At 36.6% G+C, this 25,433-nt stretch carries 15 protein-coding genes and 4 pseudogenes; 8 read left to right on the forward strand and 11 right to left on the reverse strand.

What is annotated here, in order from left to right; all coding sequences use genetic code 11:
* Positions 1–37 precede the first annotated feature (37 nt).
* Positions 38–1,222, reverse strand: coding sequence for an ABC transporter permease (locus QNJ50_RS17055; protein ID WP_300637321.1), 1,185 nt, complete (start codon positions 1,220–1,222; stop codon positions 38–40).
* A 122-nt stretch (positions 1,223–1,344) separates the two neighbouring features.
* Positions 1,345–2,820 carry an efflux RND transporter periplasmic adaptor subunit gene (locus QNJ50_RS17060; RefSeq protein ID WP_300637323.1) on the reverse strand — a complete coding sequence of 492 codons (1,476 nt, stop codon included), beginning with the start codon at positions 2,818–2,820 and terminating at the stop codon, positions 1,345–1,347.
* Between the two features lie 237 nt (positions 2,821–3,057).
* Between QNJ50_RS17060 and QNJ50_RS17065 the strand changes: the two genes are divergently transcribed.
* A complete protein-coding gene (locus QNJ50_RS17065; RefSeq protein ID WP_300637325.1) occupies positions 3,058–4,071 on the forward strand; it encodes an NAD(P)-dependent alcohol dehydrogenase in 1,014 nt (337 codons plus the stop codon).
* 207 nt (positions 4,072–4,278) lie between these two features.
* Here the strand turns inward: QNJ50_RS17065 and QNJ50_RS17070 are convergent, their stop codons facing one another.
* Together QNJ50_RS17070 and QNJ50_RS17075 are read right to left on the reverse strand one after the other, a co-directional pair.
* Positions 4,279–6,012: a ShlB/FhaC/HecB family hemolysin secretion/activation protein gene (locus tag QNJ50_RS17070; protein WP_300637352.1), complete on the reverse strand. Its 1,734-nt coding sequence runs from the start codon at positions 6,010–6,012 to the stop codon at positions 4,279–4,281.
* Positions 6,013–6,101: 89 nt separating this feature from the next.
* Positions 6,102–8,852 carry a filamentous hemagglutinin N-terminal domain-containing protein gene (locus tag QNJ50_RS17075; protein ID WP_300637327.1) on the reverse strand — a complete coding sequence of 917 codons (2,751 nt, stop codon included), beginning with the start codon at positions 8,850–8,852 and terminating at the stop codon, positions 6,102–6,104.
* A gap of 346 nt (positions 8,853–9,198) precedes the next feature.
* Here QNJ50_RS17075 and QNJ50_RS17080 point away from each other — a divergent pair, with 346 nt between their 5' ends.
* A complete protein-coding gene (locus tag QNJ50_RS17080; RefSeq protein ID WP_300637329.1) occupies positions 9,199–12,006 on the forward strand; it encodes a CHAT domain-containing protein in 2,808 nt (935 codons plus the stop codon).
* A 182-nt stretch (positions 12,007–12,188) separates the two neighbouring features.
* A complete protein-coding gene (locus tag QNJ50_RS17085) occupies positions 12,189–12,941 on the forward strand; it encodes a DUF928 domain-containing protein (protein WP_300637331.1) in 753 nt (250 codons plus the stop codon).
* Positions 12,942–13,083: 142 nt separating this feature from the next.
* Here the strand turns inward: QNJ50_RS17085 and QNJ50_RS17090 are convergent, their stop codons facing one another.
* The 4 genes from QNJ50_RS17090 to QNJ50_RS17105 form a co-directional block, all read right to left on the reverse strand.
* Positions 13,084–15,012: a CHASE2 domain-containing protein gene (locus tag QNJ50_RS17090; RefSeq protein ID WP_300637333.1), complete on the reverse strand. Its 1,929-nt coding sequence runs from the start codon at positions 15,010–15,012 to the stop codon at positions 13,084–13,086.
* 57 nt (positions 15,013–15,069) lie between these two features.
* A complete protein-coding gene (locus tag QNJ50_RS17095; RefSeq protein ID WP_300637335.1) occupies positions 15,070–15,750 on the reverse strand; it encodes a response regulator transcription factor in 681 nt (226 codons plus the stop codon).
* 339 nt (positions 15,751–16,089) lie between these two features.
* Positions 16,090–16,461, reverse strand: coding sequence for a TerB family tellurite resistance protein (locus tag QNJ50_RS17100; RefSeq protein ID WP_300637337.1), 372 nt, complete (start codon positions 16,459–16,461; stop codon positions 16,090–16,092).
* Between the two features lie 291 nt (positions 16,462–16,752).
* Positions 16,753–17,031, reverse strand: coding sequence for a hypothetical protein (locus QNJ50_RS17105; RefSeq protein WP_300637339.1), 279 nt, complete (start codon positions 17,029–17,031; stop codon positions 16,753–16,755).
* Positions 17,032–17,085: 54 nt separating this feature from the next.
* Here QNJ50_RS17105 and QNJ50_RS17110 point away from each other — a divergent pair.
* A pseudogene (locus tag QNJ50_RS17110) lies at positions 17,086–17,590 on the forward strand (hypothetical protein); the annotation flags it as partial.
* A gap of 6 nt (positions 17,591–17,596) precedes the next feature.
* Here the strand turns inward: QNJ50_RS17110 and QNJ50_RS17115 are convergent.
* A pseudogene (locus QNJ50_RS17115) lies at positions 17,597–17,905 on the reverse strand (transposase); the annotation flags it as partial.
* Positions 17,906–18,129: 224 nt separating this feature from the next.
* Here QNJ50_RS17115 and aroF point away from each other — a divergent pair.
* Together aroF and QNJ50_RS17125 are read left to right on the forward strand one after the other, a co-directional pair.
* The gene (gene aroF / locus QNJ50_RS17120) at positions 18,130–19,224 is read left to right on the forward strand and encodes a 3-deoxy-7-phosphoheptulonate synthase (RefSeq protein WP_300637341.1); all 1,095 of its coding nucleotides are present in this window, start codon (positions 18,130–18,132) and stop codon (positions 19,222–19,224) included.
* Between the two features lie 368 nt (positions 19,225–19,592).
* Entirely contained in the window at positions 19,593–21,797 is a 2,205-nt protein-coding gene (locus QNJ50_RS17125; RefSeq protein ID WP_300637344.1) for an anthranilate synthase, read from the forward strand.
* 410 nt (positions 21,798–22,207) lie between these two features.
* On the opposite strand, the pseudogene QNJ50_RS17130 reads toward QNJ50_RS17125, so the two are convergent.
* Positions 22,208–22,309: pseudogene (locus QNJ50_RS17130) on the reverse strand (IS630 family transposase); the annotation flags it as partial.
* A 295-nt stretch (positions 22,310–22,604) separates the two neighbouring features.
* On the opposite strand from QNJ50_RS17130, the gene trpD reads away from it, so the two are divergent.
* Positions 22,605–23,699, forward strand: coding sequence for an anthranilate phosphoribosyltransferase (trpD, locus tag QNJ50_RS17135; protein WP_300637346.1), 1,095 nt, complete (start codon positions 22,605–22,607; stop codon positions 23,697–23,699).
* A gap of 122 nt (positions 23,700–23,821) precedes the next feature.
* Here trpD and QNJ50_RS17140 read toward each other — a convergent pair whose 3' ends face one another.
* Positions 23,822–24,043, reverse strand: coding sequence for a hypothetical protein (locus QNJ50_RS17140; RefSeq protein ID WP_300637348.1), 222 nt, complete (start codon positions 24,041–24,043; stop codon positions 23,822–23,824).
* Between the two features lie 89 nt (positions 24,044–24,132).
* Here QNJ50_RS17140 and QNJ50_RS17145 point away from each other — a divergent pair.
* Positions 24,133–24,756 (forward strand): annotated as a pseudogene (locus QNJ50_RS17145) (carbonic anhydrase); the annotation flags it as partial.
* Positions 24,757–25,433 lie beyond the last annotated feature (677 nt).

A 25,433-nucleotide genomic window follows, 5' to 3' on the forward strand; every position in this document is an offset into this window, starting at 1 on the left:
AATTACCCATTACCAACTACCAATTACCCATATTTAATTAAGCTTCGCGTAATGCTTTAACCGGATCTAATTGACTTGCGCGAACAGCAGGGAAATAACAAGCACCCACACCAACAATCAAAGCTGAACCTAAAGATAAAGCAGCAGTTTTAACATCAAATTGATAAGGTAATGTAAATGTATTAGCGACTACCAGTGTTAACCCATGTACCGTTGCGATCGCAAATATTCCACCAACCAAACTTAAAATACTTGCTTCTAGAATAAACTGTAGTTGAATTTCCAGCTTTGTTGCACCGATCGCTCTTCTCAAACCGATTTCTGATGTCCGCTCAATTACCGCAGCGATGGTTATATTAGCAATACCAACCCCAGAAATGAGTAGGGAAATCATTCCCACACCTGTTAGTCCCCGAGAAACGAGATCCAAAGTTTCTTTCTGTTCGAGAATATCATCTATATTGCTTCTGACATAAATATTATCTTTAGCTCCTGGAAGTCTTTGCTCCAAAAGTTTTCTTGCTTCCTCTTGTAATTCTTCCATCTTATTTTCATCTCGAGGACGTATCGATATTTCATTAATACTTTGATTTCCTGTCATCGCACTGTATATTGACATTGGTATAAATAAACTACCTTTCGCTTCTTGTCCCTCTATTAACTTACTTTCTATAAGCCCAACGACAATAAAAGGTCTACTTGCTCCCAAGATAATCATTTCACCAATGGGGTTTTCACCTTGAAAAAGTCGATTCGCTAAAACTTTATCAATTACTATCACTCGTCGATACCGGCTAAAATCAGCATCACTAAAAAAACGACCTTTTAACAGCTTTCTACCAGAAGTAAGGAGAAAATCTTGAGTAACTGCAGACATTTGTGGTTCGCTTTGTTCGTCTCGATACCGTGCAGTATTAAGAAACCAGATGTAATCAGAAGCACTAATTGCTTTAACGTTTTTTAGTTGTCTGCGAGTGTACTCCATATCCTCTAATTTTGGTTGTCTACCCTCTGATGAGTAAATTGAAATATTTACTTGGGGTGCTTCTCGTTGCGCTAACTGCTTAGAAATGATGTTTTGACTAATAGCACCAACTTGTAAGGAAGCATTAACCGCAGTAACACCCATGAATACACCAAAAGTCGTCAAAGCAGAACGCAAACCATTACTAAGTAGTGATTTACAGGTGAGGTTAATTAAATCTTGAGGAGATAAGCTCATAATGATGAGTTTGTAATTCGTAGTTATATTCCTAATCCCTAATCCCTAATCCCTAATCCCTAATCCCTAATCCCTAATCCCTAATCCCTAATCCCTAATCTCTAATCTCTAATCCCTAATCTTCATTGCTGGACTGATGCTCCCTCTTCCAAAATAGTATCTGGAGCAGGTATTATTACTTTCTCCCCTACCTTTAAACCAGATTTCACCTCAACTTGACTTGCTCCTTCTATTCCAAGAGTGACTTTTCGTTTTCTTGCTTTCCCTTCCTTGTCAATGACCCAAACAAAAGGTTTACCTTCTTCTCGTTTAACAGCTTCTAGATTTACAGCTACTACTTTTTTTCGTTCTTCGACAACAATTGTCACGCTCACATTGCTACCGGGAATTAAAACACCCGTAGGTTTATCTAACTCAATTGTTGCAGGTACTAATACTTGACCGGAAGAGCCCCCACCCATGAAACTATAAGGATTACTATCATCGCGAGAAACAGCTTGGGGATGTACAGTATTAACCTTTCCACTAAATTCTTGAGATTTTGGACCAATAACTTTGACTCGAGCTACCTGACCAACTTTGACTTTACCTGCATCTAAAGTACCTATGTTGAGTTTTACTAGTTCAGTAGTAGGGTCACCTAAAGTCATTAAAACCTTTCCAGAGGTAACACCTTCACCATCTTTAACTTTAACGTCAAGTAATTTACCATTGATTGGGGCGCTAACAATATTATTTTTTAGTTTTTTCGCTGCAACTTCACGCTCTACCCGCAAGCGTTTGAGTTCGCTAATACTGTTATTGACATTTAAACGAGCTTCTTCCAGTGCTGACTTTGCTTGTAAAACCTTTTCTCTTAGTTCTTTTCTTTCTTGCATCTTAGTTTTGAGATGCTTCATGTCCAAAATACTAGTTTTCAGTTCCAACTTAGTATTCCTCAGTTCTAATTGAATTCCTTTAAGTTCTGTTTCTTTTCCTTCCAACTCATCGCGGGAGATAAATCCTCTATCAAATAAAGCTTGGGTACTTTTGAGTTTCTTCTGAGCGACAGTTAACCTTTCCTTTATTTGTGTAACTTTTTCCCGAGTACGAATGAGGTCAATTTCCCGTTTATCAATTTCCAATTGTTGATCGATTGGTTCTCTAAACTCCTTTTGAGCAAGCGCTAAGTTTTTTTCTGCTTCTGCCACTTTTTGGCGATCGCGTGTTAATCTTACTTCTTGTTTGCGAATTTCTAAATCTTTATTAGCTAAGCTATCTTGCTGTTCTTTATTACGGAGAATTAATAATTTTTGACCAGCTTTAACCCTATCTCTCACCTTTACTAGTACCTTTTCTACAGTTACTTCGCCAGGTGCTTTGAGACTTTGCTGATTTCCCAATTCTAGGATACCGCCTTCATCAACTGTAAGTTCGAGATTGTGCCGCTTTACTTCGGTAATAGGTACGTTAATAAGAGCGCCAGACTTACGGAAATTTTGAACATAAATCAGCCAGCATCCAAAGCTCGCTACGGTCAAAATACCCGATAGAGCTAACCATCGAGTTCCAATTTTAAACTTAGTTTTACTTTTTACTAGAGTTTGGACAAAATTCATGGTTTATACCATAAATGATTTTTTTTCGAGTTTATCGTTACTTTAAGCAAAATAATGATTTTAATAAAGTTTTAGGTAGACAATTTCTATCTAAGTTCTACCCCTGGGATAAAAAATTAAAGAGTAATAGATAACAATAGTAACTTAAGAGTAGTCAGTAAGACGTAATTCGTAAAGAGTAATAAGTAACAAATTAAACAATTATTCTAGAGGATGAAAATTAAAAAAATTAAACTTATGAGAATATATCAAGTCGAAAATGGTACAGGAATTGACGCTTTGTCATTGGTAGACCAACCTGAAATCGAACCTAGTTACGGACAAGTTTTAATTAAAGTCCGCGCAACTGCTTTAAATTATCGCGATTTAGTTGTTGCTCAAGGAGCTTACGGTCCTGCTGTCAAATACCCATTAATTCCCATATCCGATGGAGCGGGGGAAGTAGTTGCGGTTGGAGAAGGGGTAACGCGAGTTAAAGTTGGCGATCACGTTGCAGGGATTTTCTTTCAAAAGTGGCTTGACGGTACTCTTACCAAAGAAAAAATCAAATCAGATTTAGGTGGTACTATCAACGGAATGTTAGCAGAATACGTTACTTTACATGAAGATGGCTTAGTTACATTACCCGAACATTTAAGTTACGAAGAGGGTGCAACTTTACCCTGTGCGGCTGTTACTGCTTGGCACGCTCTGATGACTCAAGGTAAAATTACTGCTGGCGAACGGGTTTTACTACTTGGAACTGGTGGAGTATCAATTTTTGCACTTCAATTAGCTAAAATCTACGGTGCAGAAGTAATCATTACTTCCAGTAGCGATGAAAAGTTAGAGCGCGCCCAAGAATTAGGTGCAGATGCAATAATCAATTATAAAACTACACCTGAATGGCATAAAGAAGTCTATAAACTTACAGAACGTAACGGAGTAGATCGGGTCATTGAAGTGGGTGGTGCGGGAACATTAGCAAAGTCAATGCAGGCAGTACGTGTAAGTGGGACAATTAGTTTAATTGGAATTTTAGCCGGTGCAAAGGCAGAAGTAAACCCTTTACCAGTAATAATGAAAAATCTAAATCTTCAGGGAATTTACGTAGGTAGTAAAGATATGTTTGAATCTATGAATCGAGCTATTTCACTGCATCAAATCAAACCTGTAATCGATCGCGTGTTTCCTTTCGAAGAAGCAAGAAAAGCTTATTCATATCTCCAAAGTGGGGCTCATTTCGGCAAAATTGTAATCAAAGTAGACTAAAGATTAAGTTTATTTGTTTACCTGAGATCCCATATTTGCAACCACACCAAGTAATACCAATTTCCTAAACTAAAGCTACAGATAATGCATTAAGCAAGAATCATATCGTTTAATTAAATTTCATAAGCGTAACCTAAATAAATGAAACTGTTCCCCGTTCCCTGTTCCCTAACTTCACCAGAAGACTTTTTTAACAGCAAACCCTATCTAAAAAGGCTGATATTGCACAGAAAAATATAACCCATTATCCTGTAGGGTATTACCCCTGTCTTCAACAGATACTAAAGGTAAACCATAATCTAAACGCAAATTCAGATCGGGTCGAGGCTGCCATAACAATCCTACACCCGTACCAGCAATAATATTAGGGTTGGGATTTGAACCCCGATTATTCCAGACTGCAGCGATATCAAAGAAAGGTGCGATTCTCAATTCATTCGAATTAGATGTAAGAGGAATAAATAGTTCTACTGAACCTGTAACTGCATTATCAGTGACTAATTCATTTTGACGGTATCCGCGTACTGTATTAACTCCACCAGCACTGAATTTTTCTAGAGACAGTAGAGAATCGGGAGTAAGTTGAGCATTAAGTCTGGAAACCAATATACTTCTCGGGGTCACTTGCTGTACCCATTGAAATTGTCCCAACCAACTAAAAAATCTCCCGTCAGTTCCAGAATTATTTGTTGTCGCATCAAAAGCACCTATACCAAAACTAAATTGGGAACGTGCTGCTAATACAGTTGTGGTATTACGTTGTACCCAATCCTGGGAAAAGCGAATTACTGTGACATTTGATTCCCCATCTTCTGCACCTTGCGAAAATGAGAAGGGAATATCATCAAGAATAAAGGTTTGACTGCGGCGTAAATCTAAAGCTAGTCCCAATGCAAATTCACTGTTAGGTGTTAATATCAGAGGCTGACGAAAATTTAAGGAGTATGTCTGTGCTTCACTTCTAATGTCAATATCTTCAAAATCATCTTCAATAATCCGGCTATCAGTATTGGTAAACCGAAAGCCAATTTTCCCGTTTTTGGAATTTACAGGAAAAGTATAATTAATATCATAAAGATTGAGCCCTTCAGTAATTCCATATTCACCCCGTAGGGAATCTCCAAAACCTAAAACATTATCATGAACAGCAAAAATACCAGCTTGTAAGGAACCAATACTGGGAGATTGACTATTTCTAGTAAAAACTCCTGCATGAAAAGCAGGTGCTTCCTTAACAATAAGTTTGAGAATATTCTTACCTGGAGTACTACCTGCAGTTAATTCTGCATTGACCTGACTAATTAAAGGGTCTATTTGTAATAATTGCAGGGCTCTTTCTAAGCGGTTTTTATTTAAAGGTGCAGTGGTTGCTCTTTTGATACGAGAACGTACATAGTTTGCTCTTAGCCTGTTTAATCCCGTCAGTTGAATATCTTCAAGTTCACCTTCAACTACTTGGATTTTTACCACTCCATCTGTATCGATGATTTGACTTAATAAAAAAGCACCGCTATTAATATATCCGTTATCAATATATAACTTTGTAATTTCAGAGCGTAATTGCAGTAATTCCTCAAAAGAAACTTGTCTTTTTTCAAATTTACTTTTTAATTCGTTAATTTCTTCTTGTAAAACTGTGCTACCCAATATTTCAACTTGTTTTACAAAGAAATTTTCCTTGAAAAATCCATCATCCTCTCTTTTGGGTATCTTTTGATTTTCTGGAGGAGTCAATATTGGATTTTGAGGTTCTGGAGTACGGGGAGGAATTTTAGAAGGTTCATCTTCTGGAGGAGACGTGCGTTCTATCGGATCTGGAGGATCTGGCGGAATATTGACTCCTGGAGGAATATTTGATTGGGCTAAAATTCGAGATGATAGAATACCTAAACTAAAAATAGTTGAGCTTGTAATTAATATTAATTTATATATGGAGTACAGCACTTTCAACTCTCTAAATTTCAAACCTAAAAAATAATCAATAATTCAGTTTTGCTCGCTACAAGAAAAATATTTATGATTTAGCGTGACTAATTACACTTTTGGCTTAAAAGTAATTTTCCGTTAGGTAATCGGAAAACACCTTGGGGTTCAACAATGGGGTCACCTTTTTTCCAGGGAGGTGATTTTTGATGATTACTGATACTACGCACCTTGCCAGTACTATAATTTGAGATATCTGCATTTCCTGGACTATGAGGAAAACCACCAGAACCTGTAATTAAAAAAGTACTACCGGAATCTTCTGCACGCACAATGCAACTATTCGCAATTAAAGCACCAGTGTCAATTTGGTTTTCAGGTAGTTCGTTGAGACTATTTTGGATAAAGGTAGTATCGGGTATTCCAGTAATATTTCCAGATATTGCACCACTAGCATTAACATCGACGCGGTTATTACCATTGAGCTGATTAAGGTTAATGCTTGCAGAGACAGGGCGAAACTGTGAAGAACTGAAGAAACCAGAGGTGTTAAAGGTTATATCACCACCTTGACCGTCACGAGCGAAGGACAGGATATCGCTATCATCGAGAGCGACGATCGTATCGGCTGTGAGGTCTATGTTTCCACCACCACCCATACCAGTAGAAATATCTGTCCTGATATCGCTATTGTTACGGAGGATTATACTTTTAGCATTTATACTAATACCACCTCCTGTAGAATTTTGTGCAGAAGTGTTTATATTACCTTTGTTAGCACTTAAAGTCTGATTGAGACTGATAATAATATCGCCTGCATTTCCTTCTCCCAAACTATTGCTATTTATACCTGCGTCGTTTTTGAGAATGAGAGATTTACTATTTAAATTAATATCTCCGCCATTACCTATGTCAGAAGTAGAAGCTGATATTTGCCCTTTGTCTTGAATAATTAGCTTCTCAGTTCTTATATTCATGTTACCAGCAGTTCCAATACCTCTAGTCTGGGAAAATAAACCAGTTTGAAAACCACTCAGTTCAATTAAATCTATTGCTGTTAATGTTAAATTTCCTCCTTGACCTTGACCAAAAGTACCAGTTGAGACCTGAGAGCTATTTTCAAGGATCAATTTCTTGGTATGTATGGTTAATTTTCCTCCATTACCATCACCTAAAGATTGAGTTGTTAGAAAACTATTGGCTCCGGATAGTCTTACAGATTCAGAAGCCCTAACTGACAAATCTCCACCTTGTCCACTACCTAAAGTTCCAGCAGTTACTTGAGCGCCATCTCGAATAACTAGTTTTTCTGTTTCAATCTTCAATATGCCAGCATTTCCAGCATTTTCTAAGCTACTATCTACAGAAATACGCCCTCCATCACGAACTGTTAACTGCTTGGAGAATATTTGTAATTCTCCTCCATTTCCTTTTCCTTGAGTTTGTACAAACAAGCCACTAGGAAATTGACTTCCTGCTGCTGATGTTCCGCTTATATCTATATTCTCAGAGGTAACAGTTAAACTACCTCCTAAACCCTGACTTAAAGCACTTGCAGAGACCTGGGCTCCACCCCGAACAAATAAATTATTAGTTATAATGTTTAATTTTCCACCTGTTCCTAAGCCTTGTGATTGGGTAAATAAGCCACTACTAAATAACTCTGATTCTCCAAGTAAATTAATATAATCAAAGGCATTTACTTGTAAATCACCTGATGAACCTTGACTTAATGGTTGATTTACTACCTGAATTTGTGCGCCATCGCGAACAATTAGACCCTTTGTGTTGATAAATATATCGCTTCCGCGAGTGCTTTGGTTTCCCGAATAAACTATAGCAAATAAACCACTCTGAATTTGACCATCTTGTGAAGTTCCAGTTAATTCTATTAACTCAGAAGCGTTAACACTTAATCTTCCTCCTGAGTTTGCTCTTAAAGTACTCACATCGATTCCAGAACCATCACTCAAAGTTAAACTTCTAGCATTAACTTCGATATTTCCACCACCTGCTCCACTTGCATCAACTGTTGATTGTTGTGAAAGTTTGATGTCTCCAAAATTCTGAACGTCCTCATAACCTAAAGACCAACCTTTTTTAGCTGCATTTACACTAACTGAACCAGAATTTCTGACACTACCAAGCTCTATTCTCCCTCCATCCGTTTTGAGAGTTCCACCTTCCAAGCTAATTTCTCTGGCTACCAAAGCTAAAGTTTGATTGCGTGCTACGCGTAGTCCTACTAAAGTATCAATGAGTTCGGTTGTTAAACGAGTACCCTGACCATTACCCAGCACAATAATTTGTCCAGGATTTTTATTAGTTGAACTTTTATTAAATTGCAAACCTAAAGGAACACTAATAGTCAGAAGAGGTATGGATTCAGGCTCCCTCGCACTAAAAAATTTTCCCTCTCCAAATCGAATAGCATCAGCTGTTGTAGCGACAAATGACCCTTGTACATCTAAAGTTGCATTTTCTCCAAACACTATCCCATTAGGGTTAATCAGGAACAAATTAGCTGTACCTGATACTCCCAATTTGCCAAAAATATTTGAAGGATTATTACCAGTGACACGAGAAAATATATTATTTATGCCGTCAGGATGAGCAAAAATAACTCCTTTACCTTCACCAACATTAAATTCCCTAAAACTATGAAATAAATTTGCTCCCCGCAATGCTCCACCATTAATACGCTCATTGAATTCATCAATTGAATTAACAATTGAAATTTCGGAATTTAGAGTTGTATCCGGAATAATTTGAGCCTTAACTCTTTCGACAAAAATTAAGTTTAAGAGGAAATATAGCCAGAATTGGCAGCATAAAAAAACCCAGCTTTTGCTAAGCATTACTGTTATCTCAAACAGGTAATTGTATTTTTAAATGTCAGTAATTCTATCTAGGAGTAAACTATCACGCTCAGAATAAGATTATCCTTATTTTGCAAAAACTTTACATTTAAGTTTCACGTAAGACAAAAATCCAATTGAATCGAAACAAGCAAAAACCAGTTCTGATGAGATCATCTCACTTGCAGTCTTATAAATGCTTATCACATTGATTTAATTTTAATCTAACTTCATGTAAACTTTATTTTTCTTGCAAAGGACACCGTAAACAGATATATATCAAGTAAAAATAGCAACTTGTTTATATTAAGTTTTACAAAAAACTTCACATCATTAGAAACAATTTATGTTTAAGGGATGTTCGAATAATATGCGTCGTTTTCTTGCAGTTTTATTTATTTTTAGTTTGATTTGCAGTATATGGCTCAGTGATATTCTTTTACCGTTTTCCTATTCAAAATTTTCTCAGATAGTAGCTGCTCAAAGACCTCAAGCAACTCAACAAGTAGAGAAAGGTATTAACTATTATCAAATAGGAAATTACCAAGCAGCAATTCAAGAATGGAATAAAGCTTTAGAAGCTTATCAAAAAACTGGTAATTCAGCTAATATTGCGATTATTAATGAAAATATTGCTCGAGGATATGGAGCTTTAGGTGAAGGAGAAAAAGCCTTAGAAAAATGGGAAGAGCTAGTAGTTTACTATGGAAATTCTGGGGAAAGAAAATTACTAGGAAGAGCGCTAACAGAACAAGCGCAAGTATATAGTAGCTTGGGTCAGCCCTTAAAAGCTATTGAGATTTTATATGGCTTAGATCGGGTAGGAACTGAAAATATAGAGCTTAAAAAGACAGAGGGTAGAAAAAATACTGCTCTGCAAATTGCAAGGGAGGAGAAAGATAAAAAGGGTGAAGCAGCAGCTTTAGGTAGTTTAGGTGATGCTTATCGTAAGCGAGGTAATTATGATAGAGCAATTGAATGTTTACAACAAGCTTTATCTATTGATGAAGCAAGTTACGAACAACCTTTGCTTAATAGTCTGGGTAATACTTACACTGGAAGAGCCCAAAGGTGGAATTTACGTTCTGTGTCTGCAAAAGAGCTGGATATGAAGTCCCGATCTGGTGAATTTGAGCAAAATGCGCGGATTGATTATCAACAAGCGAAGAATAACTTTCAGAAGAGTTTTGAACTTGCTCGACAAAAGGGCGATCGCTTCGCTAAAATGCGATCGCTATTATCTTTAATTCAGTTGAGTTATACCTCACGAGAGTTTAGAATATTCGACCGGAGTGAAGTCGATCGCAAAATTCAAGAAGCTTTAGTTCTGTTAAAAGATTTACCCAATACACGAAATAAGGTATATGCTGCAGTGGATTTAACCAATCTACCAGCAGTAGACTCTCAGGAAATAACTTCACCTTTAACTCAATGTGTTTCACCACGTCGAATTACAGATATGCGAGCAAAAGATTTGCTCGAAGGTGCGCTCAAAAATGCTGAAGAAATGAATGATAATCGTTCCAAGTCTTTTGCTTTGGGAGCATTAGGTCATTTTTATGAATGTAATAATCAATATGAAAATGCTTTAAGTTACACGCGTCAAGCTTTATTAGCAGCGGATCAAAAATTAAAAGCTAGAGATAGCGTGTATTTGTGGGAATGGCAAATTGGTAGAATATTCCGCAAACAGGGAAAATCTCCTCAAGAAATTGCTGATGCTTATCAACGCGCCTATTTAACTTTAGAGGAAATTCGTAGCGATATTCTCAAAGCAGATAAAGATTTACAGTTTGATTTTAGAGATGTAATTGAACCCGTATATCGAGATTTAGCTGAATTAAGGTTAGAGTTAGCATTACAGAATGACAGCAAGTTACAAGTGTCACAAGCAATAAATCTACAAACTAAACAAGTTAATTTTAATAAAACATCTAAAAATAGCTCTAAAACTCAAGAAAATTTAGATAGTGCAATTCAAACTATTGATTCTCTGAGATTAGCAGAATTACAAAATTTCTTCGGTAATGATTGTATTTTAGCGGCAATTAGCAAACAAGCAGTAAATGAATTAGTCGGGGAAGAAACTGCTGTTCTTAGCTCAATTGTTGTTGATAAAGGCGTAGCAATATTACTCCGTTTACCTGGCGATCGCCAGAAAGTTGAATGGGTTGAAGACAACGGTAAAATTATTGGATCTCAAATTATTGAGAATGAAATTAAGGAATTTCGTGATGGGCTCAAAAAAGGGCAGAAACTAATACAATATGATACTAGCGAAGCTGCAAAATTATATCAGTGGTTTATTGCTCCTTTTAAAAACGATTTAGAAAACAACAACATCAAAACCTTAGTTTTAATTCAAGATGGTATTTTACGTACCATACCAATGGCTGCACTTTTCGATAGTCAGAATGAAAAGTATTTAATTGAAGAATATGCTCTCGCTACTACCCCAAGTTTAAAACTAACTGCACCCAAAAAATTGAAGACGCAAAAAAATAGCGTCTTAATTTTAGCCTTAACTGAGGAAAGTCGCATTGGTGGTAAGATATATTCCGCCTTATTTAATGTTGAAGAAGAAGTAAGTGAAGTTAAAAAGTTATTTCCTCAGTACAAAGATTTTATAGATCGAGAATTTCAACCATCTAATGTAGAAATAGAACTAGAACAAAATATTTACCCCATAATTCATATTGCAACTCATGCTCAATTCGGAACAATTCCGGAAGATACTTTCCTAATTGCTGGAAGAAAAAATGATAATGACCCAGACAACGAAAAATTAACAATTAATGAATTAGAAATAGCACTTCGTAAAGTTAAAGGTGGTTCTCACGCAATTGAATTACTCACATTAAGTGCTTGTGAAACAGCTTTTGGTGATGACCGTTCCGCACTTGGTTTAGCAGGAGTTGCTCTACAGTCAGGAGTCAGAAGTGCTGTTGCTTCCTTATGGACTATTGCTGATGCATCTACATCAATATTAGTATCAGAGTTTTATAACAATCTTAAGTCAGGAAAATCTAAAGCTGAGGCTTTACAAGCAGCACAAATAAAGTTGATTAAAGCTAAAGAAGATCCTGAGGCAAATAGACGATACGATAACCCTTATTATTGGGCTTCATTTATTCTTATAGGTAATTGGTTATAGCGCTATGTGCAAGTCAAAAGTAAAAAGTTCAAATTCAAAAGTAAAAACTTGAAAATTAAAACTTAATAATTAAAACAGACCGCACCTATTGTGACCAAAAGTTTACTAGTAATAGATCTGAAAATTCATCAATTAACTCATCAATTAACTATTACCAATTACCCATTACCAATTCAAAAATCATGATGAAAAAATACCTCATACATAAATTATTTATAGTTACTCTTTTAACATCATTTATAACTATCTCACCGTCAGTTCTCGCAGCTTATGTCCCACCACCAGATCAAAAAGAATCTAGCGATTATTCAAAACCTGGAGGTCGTAGAGGGTGTGATACCAGCAAAATACCTTTAACTGTTCTTGCTCCTAAAAAATATGTCGGATACACTTTTTCTAGTCATCCAACTTTTGCTTGGTATTCCTCTGGTTCTGAATCAGTAGAATTTAGTTTATTTAAGTTTGATAAGAACGGGGATCCAGAACCACTAGGTTCACCAATTAATACTAAAAAAGCACCAGGAATTCAAACCTACTCATTACCTAAAAATCAACCCGGATTACAAATTGGAGAAACATATCTGTGGCAAGTTATTATTACATGTCCTCAGGGTCTTCTATTGAGTAGGGCAGAATTTACTGTAGTTCCATTAACAACAGAGCTATCGAAAAAGATAGCACAAACTTCTAATGAACTAGATAGATTAAATTTATACGCACAATCGAGTTTATGGTACGACGCTTTAGCAGAAGCTCTCACATTAGCTAAAACTAAAGGATTAACTAAACCACTTTCAAGTCTTTTAGAAAATGTTGCAGATGGAGATATTCCCCATGAAGGAATAAATTTAACAAAACCAGAAATTGAAGGATTAAAAAAACATGTGGAGAATTTACAGAATATTGCAGCTATCAAAGATATTCAAATTAATTAGTTAAGTAGGTTAGTAAGAAAATTATAACTTGTTTGTAATAGCGCTTTAGCGCTAAAGCGCTACTACGAGCCAAATAAGAATATTTTATATTTATTTACATAGTTTACTTTTTTCTCACCTACTTACTTGTCAGATTAAGCAATCATTTTTTGGTAAAAAGTAATCGTTTTAACCTAGGTAAAATATTTATGCTTATTTTGTAGCGATCGCAATTTAAATTCCATGTAAGCTCACATGAAGTACCTTTGGAACCAGTAGATTCGCGATTAAATCTACCCCCCAGTTCCTTTGCTAAGGACTTAGAGTTTTTTGTACCTTTGTTCTCTTTATTAGAGGAAATACCTACTCCATTATCTTTAACGGTAATGGTATACCAACCATCTTGGTTTTTACCCGTTGCAGATAAACGAGTCAGACCTTCTGCATGTTTACCAGCATTACATATAGCTTCTTCAAGAAACTGACATAATTCTCGTTTCTTTTTAATACTTAAATATTTTTCTTCTACGGGGTCGAAATCTCTGACTTTAACCTTTAAAGTTTTAAAGTGTGGTAGATCGCGTTCTACAGTATGACTATAAACTTCGTAAAATAAGTTATGAATTGGACATTTTAAATCTACTTTTGAGGAATTACCTAAATATAAACTTTCTCCTCGATTGAGAGTTTCAATTTTTAAATTTTCCCCAACATCTCTAATTTCTTGATTTAAATATTGTAGTTTTGTATGTAATTCTTTTCCTTTAAGATTATCGTTTTGACTTTCCCTCATTAAAGCTGCTAGGGTTTGCAAAGGCCCATTATGAATAGATGTAAATGTAAAGTCTATAGCTTCCTGTCTGATAGCAATTTGTGATTTTAAACTGCGATCGTATTCATAAAAAGCAAAAGCGCTTAACCCCACAGCATTAATTCCTAATATTAAAACAACAGGTGCGACAGGAATCCACCAACCGATAATCAAACATAGATAACTTATACTGAGAAAACAAATAATTGTAATACCAACCACAAATAAATTTTTAAATGCTGATTGGATTAATCTTCCTAAAGCAATTCCTAAAATTCCCCAAGCTATAATCCATAGGTACTCCCAAATATCGGGTAAAGTCACTATTTGTGGTCTATTATTTTCAACTGTACTAAGAATGTGACTAATAACGTGAGCGTGGAAATCTACCCCATAAATTCCAAGGTGATGTCTGTAATCTGATACCGCTGAAGTGTTAATGAAATCTGGTTGACTGGGTGCTGTAATTCCAATTAAAACTATGCGATCGCGTATTAGTTGAGGATTAAAATTACCTTTTTCTAATTCATTGAGGGATAGGGTTGGAAATACTTTTTTCCCACTACGAAAATTGACAAGAATTTTTACCCCTCCTGCATCTGCACCAACATACCCCCCAGTATTAGACAAAAAGCGAGTTAATTCAGTTTTCCCAAATCGCATTGCATGGCGATCGCTAGTACCATTTTTTAAGGTTATATTTTTGCTATCTAAATAAGTTTTTGCTAAGCGTAAAGGTAGAGAAAATTTATAATCTTTATTATTTGGATTTCCGAGCAGTGCGCGTCTGGACTTTCCATCTCTATCAATAATAAGATCTATAAAACCGACTCTTTCGGGAGGTAATGCGGGTGGAGGAGGAGCTTTATCTTCTCCTAAGATTACTTCAGCACCAAATAAATTTTTATATTTTTTAAAGACTTGAATAAGTTCATCATTACCTGGCGGAAATTTTGTATTTCTAATGAGATCTAAACCTATTACCTTTGGTTTATAACTCTGGATTTTTTCAATCAATTTAGCAATATTTCGATCTGGAATTGGATAGGTTCCAATAGAGTTAATATCTGCCTCATTAATCCCAATAATGGTAATTCTATCATCTCTTGATTCAGCCGGACGCCAGCGTAAAAAAGCATCTAGGGTCATCCATTCAAGGAATTGCAACGAACCACTTAAACGAGCTAACATAACTAGAGAAATTATAATTAAACCTGGTAATGCTCCTACTCGCCAAATATTAAATTCATCCTCAATTTTCCCCCAGATACTTCTTAACACTATTTTAAAACTCCAAATTAACTTACTAATAAATTAATCCATTAAGCGTATGATTCACTAATCAATCAATCCTTCTTTTCTGGCTCGAATTTCTGTTTCAATGCGAATATTTTTACCTTCTTTTTTGCTATATTCTGGGTAGATACCCAAAACATCTTGAATTTTAGTCCAGTAATGACGCACCATTCTTTCTGATTTGAACATTCGTTGTGCGATCGCTTTATCTTGTAAACCTTCTTCAAAGGCTAATCTCAATACTTCTAACCATTCTGGTTTGACTTCTAATTTGGTTTTCAAATCCTTGGTGTGGGTTACTCCTTTGAGTGATAAGTCAACTCTAGTGAGCATGTCCGCTTCTAATAGTCCCTTATCAGCAACGGTAAAACCACCACGATGAGCATCGATATCATGCTTAATTCTCACCAAAGCTTTTATATAACTGCTTTGCACCATTAAATTCAGATCGGGATATTCTTTCATCAACTGTTGTAGCAATTTAATACCCGTTTCAATTTGGGATATTTTTCCATTTTCTTCAGGAATGGAAAGGTCTAATACTACTAAGTCCGGCTGACATTTTTGGAGTTGAGACAAGGTATCCTGTGCAGTTTTCGTAGTCAATAGTCTTGCTTCGGGATACTGTTTTTTCAGCACTTCTAAAGTTCCACCGAGGATTAAGTTGTGGTCGTCAACTACTAGAAAAGTTAGCAGTGCTTGCTCCTGTAAATTATGAATCATTATTATCCCTCACTGTTTACGTCTTTGCTGATATGGGATCTAAAATTGCATCCATATTTTTACAGTAAGACTATATTATTCATTATTAAAGTGGTACTTATGCAAATTTAATCACTATTCCCAGACAAGGGAATGGCAAATTTATGCAGTTAGGATTACAGAAAACTGTATTGACTTAAGAGTATGTCGCAAATTAACGCGAATAAATAGTTAACAAGATTAAATCAAGTTAAGAGACGATACTCTTTAAAAGAATCGCCTCGGGATAACAGGAATTACGTAATTTCTATGTAAATTTACTTTGCACTCTCAATCTTACTAATTCTAACGATTTTGTAATCAGAATTTAGTTTTTAAATATCTATCGATATCAATATTCCAAAGTTTTCCTAAGAGGTAGAAGAAATATCCTTCTTCTTCAGTTATGCGCCCATCAGCAGAAATAAGAGTGTAAGCAAAATCAAAAAGAATTAGTTTATCTTTTGTATTGCTGTATTCCTTAAAAACATTTGCAGCAAGTTTTAACTCTTCTAAAATGCCTTCTCCTGTCATGAAATCGAATGAATCGATTATTTCTCTTGTATCAAAGTTAATGTTGCCATAATTAGAACTGATAAAATCATTGATTACCTGAACCTCTTTACGGGAAACTTCGCCATCGATGCAAGATAAAATATATAGGATTTCAAAAGCAGCTTGAAACTTATTCATGATTTATCTCCTTGAATATTTCAGGTTTATTAAATTATTTACTGCAGTTGTTTTTGAATTATTTAATTTTCTTATATTCCAAATATATCAATTTTTCATATTAATAAATAGGGAAAATTAAGCTAATATTTTTGCATTTTTCAGCCATGCCTATTTATGTGATTACTATATATGGCAAAAAATAAAGACGTAATTTAATACGTCTTTGTAGATATTTAGGTTTATATCTATTCAATTGATAGATATCTCCTTACATAGAAATTAAACACATACCTTTCTTAGGTAGCAACTTCAAGTACAATCTTGTTGATATATTTTCATTGCCTCGGCTCTAACCAATTTATAAGGGTTATTTTGCGCTATAGCTAATATATTTGGACATTGTCCAGGAAGAACAGCTCTACGTCTTTTAGTAGTTCGAGAAGCGTTTCCGGAAGAACGACGAATATTAGGACTCGAAAGATAAGGACTGTAATGACGATTGTTTCTTCCCGTTCCATACCCATATCTATAATTCCTGAAGGGGCGACGAAACAGCCTGAAACTTTTATTTTGTATAGCAAATAACATTGTGTGATAAAAAAGATAGGTCTTTATATTTGCAATAAGACCTACTTGTTGAAAATGTTACCTCGATTTTACCAAACGCATCTAAAAAGTCAACTGAATCTAGCAGATTATATTTTTCTAAAAATTCTGCTTCACCTTTTACAATCAATTAAAAAAGTAAACTTAGAAAAGTTAGCCAATGCTTTACCTTTACCAATAAAATTTCACAGCAGAAGAAAAAGAATACAAAGATTTTTATCATTGCCAAACCTAACAATTGAAAAAGTTTGGTTTCCAATAGTTGAAGAATTGTTGAAAACATATTTTACAAATGGGAAAATAATTTATGTGGCAATTGATAGAACAAATTGGTGTCGCATAAATCTATTTATGGTTAGTGTTATTTGGGATAAAAGCGATGCAGCGCGGTCTTGGGGGTTTCCCCCATGAGCGACTGCATCAAGACAGAGCATTCCCAATATATTTTACTTTGCTGCCAAAATTAGGTAGTAGCAATATAACGGAACAACAAAGCATTCTGTCAAAAGTTATTCCGATTTTTAATAATTATAAAATATGTATAGCGCTACGAATACACGTTAGGACATTTTTTGAACGCAGCATCTACACAATCACAAAATTGTTTAAATTCATCCCACCGTTGTTTCATCCAATTTTTGAGTACAAACCACCAGCGCTCAATTTTGTTTAAATCTGGAGAATATGTGGGAAGATGCCAGATTTCACATCCAGCTTCTGTGATAATTTCGTTGATAAGTTGGGAACGGTGAAAAGTTGCATTGTCAATAACAATAACATCACCTGTTTGCAATTGTGGTACTAGACAATGCTCTAACCACATCTCAAATAAATCCCGGTTACAAGAGCCCTGGAAGACGCGCGGCTGCTAGCGTAGCTGCCGTGCCGCCTCTGGTGCGTATAGAACGCTCACCTAGGGTGAATACACCTACTGAAGCTTTTAGAGACAAAGTATATATCCCACTTCTTCGGACATCCATTACATTCGGACATCTATTGCATAACATTTCCTTGTACTCTCCTATATAAATTCAAGATAAAAAAAGACGATGAAAAAATATCGACTTAGGAGAATCCAAAATGATCGTTGTCATGAAGGACGATACACCCCCGAGTGAGATTGAACGCATTATAAATGAACTTAATAACTGGGATGTCGTACCAGAAAAATTAGCAGGTAAAAACAAAATAGTTATCGGTTTAGTTGGTGAGACCGCAGCAATAAAATCCGAACATATCCAACAGATGAGTCCCTTTATTGAGGAAACAATTAGAGTGAAAAAGCCTTATAAACGGGCTTCTTTAGAATTTCGCTACGGTGAATACTCTACAGTTACAGTTGCAACACCTAACGGAAAAGTAGATTTTGGTAAAGATTCTCCCTTGGTAGTGATAGCTGGTCCTTGCTCAGTCGAAAATGAAGAAATGATTGTAGAAACAGCACAGGTAGTCAAAGCTGCTGGAGCACAATTTCTTCGAGGAGGAGCTTACAAACCTCGTACATCTCCTTATGCTTTCCAAGGACACGGGGAAAGCGCCTTGGACTTACTTGCAACAGCACGGGAAGTTACAGGTTTAGGAATTATTACTGAGGTGATGGATACTGCAGATGTAGAGAAGATTGCTAAGGTTGCAGATATTTTGCAAGTTGGCGCTCGTAATATGCAGAACTTTTCTCTACTGAAAAAAGTTGGAGCAACAGGTAAGCCAGTATTACTAAAGCGTGGACTTTCAGCAACAATTGAAGAATGGTTGATGGCTGCGGAATATATTTTGGCTTCTGGTAACCCCAATGTGATTTTATGTGAGCGGGGTATTCGTAGCTTTGACCGTCAGCATACCCGTAATGTTCTCGATTTATCAGTCGTTCCAGTGTTGCGAACGCTAACTCATTTACCAATTACAATCGATCCTTCCCATGCTACTGGTAAATCCCAATACGTACCAACTATGACAATGGGCGCGATCGCTGCAGGTACAGATTCTCTAATGGTTGAGGTTCACCCCAATCCAGCCAAAGCACTTTCTGATGGTCCCCAATCTTTAAAACCACAGGAGTTTCAAAAACTAATGCTCGAGGTAAAACCTTTAGCCCAATTCTTCAGTCGTGGGACTAAATCTTTACAAAATCAAACATTATCCCAATCTATGACAAAAGATTATTCGAAAATATAAAAATTATTTGATCGTAACTTGAGAACGAAAAAAATAGTGTCACAATTGGACTTACTCAAAAAAGTCAAGTTAGTACAAGCGTTAATGCATCCTTGATTCGTAGTTAACTGATTATTTTCTTGTATTAATTAAGTTTTTTATTTATTACCCATTGTTAATTACCAGTTAACTATTACTTATTCTCATTATCAAGTTTCTCAAGACGTGATAAGTATATATGCTATGTATGCGCAATAAATATGCTAGGTTTCCAAGTAATAGCAAATCGACATTACACTAGGTAAGTTAACGAATTTTACATCAAAATTATCTAGTCCAGTCTAGCTCAAAGTATTAATTAACTATCAACAGGATCGGGGAAATCATCTATGTATTTAGATACTCATTCTTACACAACTTCCGGTGGGATTTTCGTGTCTCGAACTGCGACTAAAACTTCCATGGAAACTGGTATAGAAGAAGTTTTATTACGTCTTGATTCCCAAAGAGGATGTTTATTGACTAGCAGTTACGAATATCCAGGACGTTATAAGAGATGGGCTATTGGTTTTGTTAATCCTCCACTAGAATTATCTACCCGTGATAATTGTTTTACTCTAACAGCACACAATGAACGGGGTTTAGTGTTGCTAAAGCATTTACTGGAAATATTGATAGAATGCCCAGATTTAAAGGAAGTAAAGCAGGAAAATAATTGTATAGTTGGGACTATTCGCTCCACAGATAAATTATTTTCAGAGGAAGAACGCTCTCAGCAGCCATCAGTTTTTACAGTTATTCGCAAGATATTATCTACATTTAAAAGTAATGAGGATGAGCACTTAGGACTTTATGGTGCTTTTGGTTACGATTTAGTATTTCAATTCGAACAAATGCCGAAGGAGCTACAACGCGCTCCCGACCAAAGAGATCTGGTAATGTATTTGCCTGATGAATTGGTTGTTGTGGATCATTATCAACAAAGGGCATTTCGTTTGCAATACGACTTTGTCACCAAGTATGGTAGTACCAGAGACTTGCCTCGTACTGGAGAAAATATTGATTACCGAGGTAAATATTTAGTACCATCAGAAACATCCGATCATCAAGAAGGTGAATATCAAGAACAAGTTCATAAAGCACTTGAATATTTCCGTCGCGGCGATTTATTTGAGGTTGTTCCTTCACAAAAATTCTCCCAACCTTGCAAACAATCCCCCACTGAATTATTCCGAATTTTGAAAGAAATTAATCCTAGTCCCTATGGATTTCTTTTTAACTTGGGTGGAGAATATTTAATTGGTGCTTCTCCAGAAATGTTTGTTCGGGTTGAAGGACGACGGGTTGAAACCTGTCCAATTAGCGGAACAGTCCGTCGAGGACAGGATGCTATTAGCGATGCAGCCCAAATTCTCAAATTACTCAACTCTGGAAAAGACGAAGCCGAGTTGACGATGTGTACCGATGTTGATCGTAATGATAAATCACGTATTTGCGAACCTGGTTCGGTAAAAGTTATTGGTCGTCGTCAAATCGAACTATACAGCCATCTGATCCACACAGTAGATCATGTTGAGGGTGTATTAAGACCAGAATTTGACGCTTTGGATGCATTTTTAAGTCATTTGTGGGCTGTAACCGTAACTGGTGCACCCAAGCGTTGGGCAATGCAATTCCTCGAACAACACGAACGCAGTCCTCGAAGATGGTATGGTGGTGCAGTAGGTTATTTAAACTTCACTGGTGACTTAAATACAGGATTAATTCTGCGCACAATTCGGCTTCAGGATTCCATTGCAGAAGTGCGAGTAGGTGCAACAGTTCTCTATGATTCTGACCCAGAAGCGGAAGCTCAAGAAACTTTAACTAAAGGTGCAGCCCTATTTCAGGCTTTGCTCCAGACTAGTTACAACAAGAGCAACTTGCAAGATAATTTACAATCCCAGTCGGAACAAAAACATTTGGCTGTCGGTAAGCGTGTGTTGTTAATAGACTACGAAGATTCATTCGTTCACACCTTAGCCAATTATATCCGCCAAACAGGGGCTACAGTAAAAACATTACGGCATGGATTCGCGGAATCAGTATTTGATACAGAAAAACCAGATTTAGTTGTTTTATCTCCCGGACCTGGAAAACCAACTGATTTCAGTGTTAAAGAAACTATTGAAGTTTGTATTCAACGAAAAATACCAATTTTTGGGGTATGTTTGGGATTACAGTCTATTGTAGAAGCTTTTGGTGGCGAATTAGGAATCCTTGACTATCCCCAACACGGTAAGATATCTCAGATTTCCGTTGTCGAACCAGAATCAGTAACTTTCAAAAATTTACCAAAATCCTTTGAAGTAGGAAGATATCACTCCTTATATGCGTTACCCGACCATTTACCTGGAGATCTTAAAGTTACAGCGATGTCGGATGATGGTGTAATTATGGGTGTTGAGCATAAAACCCTACCAATTTCAGGGGTTCAATTCCATCCAGAATCAATTATGACTTTAGCGGGAGGTATTGGACTTGGGATTGTTAAAAACTTGGTAACGACCTATGTAAATAGTAGTTATCATTTACCGGTAATGAGTAAGGAGTGAGAAGAGTAATGAGTAAGGAGTAAGGAGTAATAATTTTGTGGTTGAAATCCCGTTTGTCTTACCCACTTGCCTACTCTACTTCCATACTTGTTACTCGAATCATTCACATTACTTATCCAAGTAATAACTAATTAACGCTTTTCCATCACTAAGCGGCAGAGGAAAATAATAAATTCTCAGAATTCCATAGATTAGGAATAGCTCCTCTTAATCTATCCATAATGGATCTTCTGATTGTTCCGCACCTTGATAATTTGTATTATTCAAAGTTTGAGAATGAAGACTAACCAGTAGATGTTTCCTCCTATTGTGACACTACTGTGTTCAATTGTTCATTTAAATTTCCCCTAAGGTAGTCGTCCCGGGACTAAAGCAGCTTTTCCAAACGTTCGCTTAGTTTTAAGTAGTTATTCTCCAATATCTTGCCATCCATAAGGAACTGAAGGAATCAGACAAAATCCGCTTTCATCTAAGTAATATAAATCAATTTATCCTTGAGAATCCAATCTTTTAAATTCTGATGGTTGTGCATATTATCTATCTTTAAGATTTAAGTCCCGAGATCTAAGTTCTGAGATCTAAGTTCTGAGATCTAAGTACTAAAATTTAAATCCTGAGGCTTACTACTTGTTCCGATTCTCGCTCGGCTGAGATAATAATCCTTAAATGTTATAAATTTACAATCCGGACAGATTCAAGACTTTGGGAAAACTAACAGCTATCGAAATATTCAAACTACCCCAATATTTCAATTAATTAATAATCCTAACAACCGAATAACTCATTAACGGAAAACTAGTGATTGATATGGTTTCAACTAAAACAGAAAACAAAGCATCAAATCGAGACTTTCCTAACTGGTCCGAATTGTTACAACAAATTTTAGATGGAAAGTCTCTTTCCGTATATCAAGCATCTGATTTAATGTATGGTTGGTTAAGTGATTCCATACCCCCAGTTCTATCAGGTGCAATTTTAGCTGCAATTCAAATGAGAGGTGTTTCTGCTAATGAATTGCTGGGTATGGTAAAGGTTTTATATTCTCAATCAGTTAGAGCAACTTTACGAGATCGAGTTGTTGGAACTTCACCTTTAGTTGATACTTGTGGAACAGGTGGCGATGGTGCGTCAACATTTAATATTTCTACAGCAGTTGCTTTTGTTACAGCTGCTGCAGGAATTAAAGTTGCCAAACATGGTAATCGTTCCGCATCCGGTAAGACTGGTTCAGCGGATGTATTGGAAGGATTGGGTTTAAATCTCAAAGCAGGGAGTAAAAAAGTTCAAGAGGCTGTTGATGCAGTTGGAATTACTTTTTTATTTGCACCAGATTGGCATCCTACACTTAAAGTTGTTGCACCATTACGGAAAAAACTTAAGGTCCGGACAGTTTTTAACTTGCTGGGTCCATTAATTAATCCATTAAGACCCACAGGACAGGTAATTGGTGTTAATCATCCCAATTTAGTGGAAACTTTTGCCATAGTTCTTCACCAAATGGGAATTAACCGTGCAATCACACTTCATGGACGGGAAAAATTAGATGAAGCAGGGCTGGGTGACAAAACTGACTTGGCTTTAGTTTCCGATGGTAAAATCCATTTATTAGAATTAGAACCTCAAGATTTTGGATTGCATTCAGCCCCTGTTAATGCACTTCGGGGTGGAGATGTTCGAGAAAATGTGGAAATTCTTAAGGGAGTTCTTTCGGGTAAAGGAACCCAAGCACAACAAGATGTGATAGCTTTAAATGCTGCATTTGCTTTGTATGTTGGTGAAATAATTCCAGATACAGGAGATCATTTACAGAATTTTACTCAAGCCGTTAATCTGGCTCAAGATATTCTTCGCAGTGGAGCAGCTTGGAATAAATTAGAAGAACTTGCCGATTTTCTTCGTTAGGGATAAAAGGTGGGAAGTGGGGAATAGTTATTTACTTATCCTAATCCTCAATCCCCTGACTAGGAAGTAAGAAGTAATGATTAAGGACTCAGAAGTCAGAACAGACCGCGTCTTGACAGACGTTAGCGTTCGCCGCAGGCGCGGTCTAGCGGGGCGTAAGCACAGCAGAAATCAGAACAGACCGCGCTTACAGCGTTAACGTAAGTGGGGCGGGCGTAAAGCACAGCAAAATACCTAATCCCCAACCTCACACTACTCCCCACACTTCCCACACTTCCCACACTTCCCACACTTCCCATACTCCCCACACTTCCCATACTTCCCACACTCCCCACACTTCCCACGCTCCCCAATCTCCAAAAAATCACAAAGTTGTCAGATAATAGAAAATATAATTTTATATACCTTTAAAGTCAGCAGATTCAAAACTAGAGTGAAAAAGTTAATTCGCGGTCTCGATCATTTTCAGCAACATTATGTTACTGAGCATCTAGAACTTCTGGAACAACTTTCCCATGGGCAGAAACCTAGAGTTTTATTTATCACATGTTCTGACTCCAGGGTTGCACCGAATCTTATTACTAGTACAGATATCGGGGACTTATTTGTCATTCGCAACGCAGGAAACATTATCCCGCCTTACGGTGCAGCAAATGGGGGAGAAGGTGGAACCATTGAATATGCTATTACCGCCCTAGGCATTGAGCAAGTTGTAGTATGCGGTCATTCCCACTGTGGAGCAATGAAGGGACTACTCAAACTCAATAAACTTCAGGCTGATATGCCTTTAGTATATGACTGGTTAAAACATGCCGAAGCAACTCGACGTTTAGTCAAAGAGAATTATAAAGATTACTCCGAAGAAGAATTAGTTGAAATTTTAGTTGCAGAAAATGTTTTAATTCAAATCGAAAATCTCAAAACCTATCCAGCTATTAGAGCTAAGCTTCATCAAGGTAGATTACAAATTTATGCTTGGATCTATCAGATCGAAACAGGAGAGGTTTTAGCATACGATGCTGATACTCACACCTATGTTCATCCCCAAAGTCAATTACCTAATGGTAGGACTCAAGGTAAAGTAAGTTCTCTAGCTCCGTACTTATCAGATCAAGATTCTGGAATAGATAACGAATCTATAGGTAATCTCAGAATTGCGTTTGCAGATTTATTAGTAGCCGATCCTAAGTCTGGAAAAGAAGCAGAAGCTGCAATACAGTCACTCTTAGAGTTATTTAAACAAGCGCAGAATTCTGGTATGAACCGTAATGAGTTGAAAAATTATCATGCTTTGTTTGCTGAACCAATTCAGATTTGGACAAGTAAGATTTACGCCCATGTTTAAAAATTAAAAATTATTTGTAAATAAAAAATAAAATTATTATGGGGTGTGTTAAGCGCGCAGGAGAATGTACAGCATTTTGCAAGTAAATGAGGTACGCTCTCACCCTGTCCTGACGGACATCCCTCTCCCAATTATGACTGAAGCCAAGCGTTCCGCTATGGGGAATTTAGGGGGTGTAACTCAAATACTAAAAATAAATATAACCTTGTGGTCACGCAATACCTAGAGCCTGCGGCGACGGCGGGCGGAGCCTCTAGCTATAGCTGCGCTACCTACGGAGCCGCTACCTACGGTTAAGCCTTGCGGCAGAGCCTACGGCGACGGCAAAGCCTCTGGCTGCGCTTACGTCGTCAGACGCGTGCATTCGTCGTTAGACGCGTCCAAACCGG

This window comes from Mastigocoleus sp. MO_188.B34 (assembly GCF_030065675.1).
Taxonomy (GTDB): domain Bacteria; phylum Cyanobacteriota; class Cyanobacteriia; order Cyanobacteriales; family Nostocaceae; genus Mastigocoleus.

Bases quoted from the DNA above. Each gene is read 5' to 3' on its own strand.
- QNJ50_RS17055 (WP_300637321.1), bottom strand. From the start codon at position 1,222: ATGAGCTTATCTCCTCAAGATTTAATTAACCTCACCTGTAAATCACTA.
- QNJ50_RS17060 (WP_300637323.1), bottom strand. From the start codon at position 2,820: ATGAATTTTGTCCAAACTCTAGTAAAAAGTAAAACTAAGTTTAAAATT.
- QNJ50_RS17065 (WP_300637325.1), top strand. From the start codon at position 3,058: ATGAGAATATATCAAGTCGAAAATGGTACAGGAATTGACGCTTTGTCA.
- QNJ50_RS17075 (WP_300637327.1), bottom strand. From the start codon at position 8,852: ATGCTTAGCAAAAGCTGGGTTTTTTTATGCTGCCAATTCTGGCTATAT.
- QNJ50_RS17080 (WP_300637329.1), top strand. From the start codon at position 9,199: ATGTTTAAGGGATGTTCGAATAATATGCGTCGTTTTCTTGCAGTTTTA.
- QNJ50_RS17085 (WP_300637331.1), top strand. From the start codon at position 12,189: ATGATGAAAAAATACCTCATACATAAATTATTTATAGTTACTCTTTTA.
- QNJ50_RS17095 (WP_300637335.1), bottom strand. From the start codon at position 15,750: ATGATTCATAATTTACAGGAGCAAGCACTGCTAACTTTTCTAGTAGTT.
- QNJ50_RS17100 (WP_300637337.1), bottom strand. From the start codon at position 16,461: ATGAATAAGTTTCAAGCTGCTTTTGAAATCCTATATATTTTATCTTGC.
- QNJ50_RS17105 (WP_300637339.1), bottom strand. From the start codon at position 17,031: ATGTTATTTGCTATACAAAATAAAAGTTTCAGGCTGTTTCGTCGCCCC.
- aroF (WP_300637341.1), top strand. From the start codon at position 18,130: ATGATCGTTGTCATGAAGGACGATACACCCCCGAGTGAGATTGAACGC.
- QNJ50_RS17125 (WP_300637344.1), top strand. From the start codon at position 19,593: ATGTATTTAGATACTCATTCTTACACAACTTCCGGTGGGATTTTCGTG.
- trpD (WP_300637346.1), top strand. From the start codon at position 22,605: ATGGTTTCAACTAAAACAGAAAACAAAGCATCAAATCGAGACTTTCCT.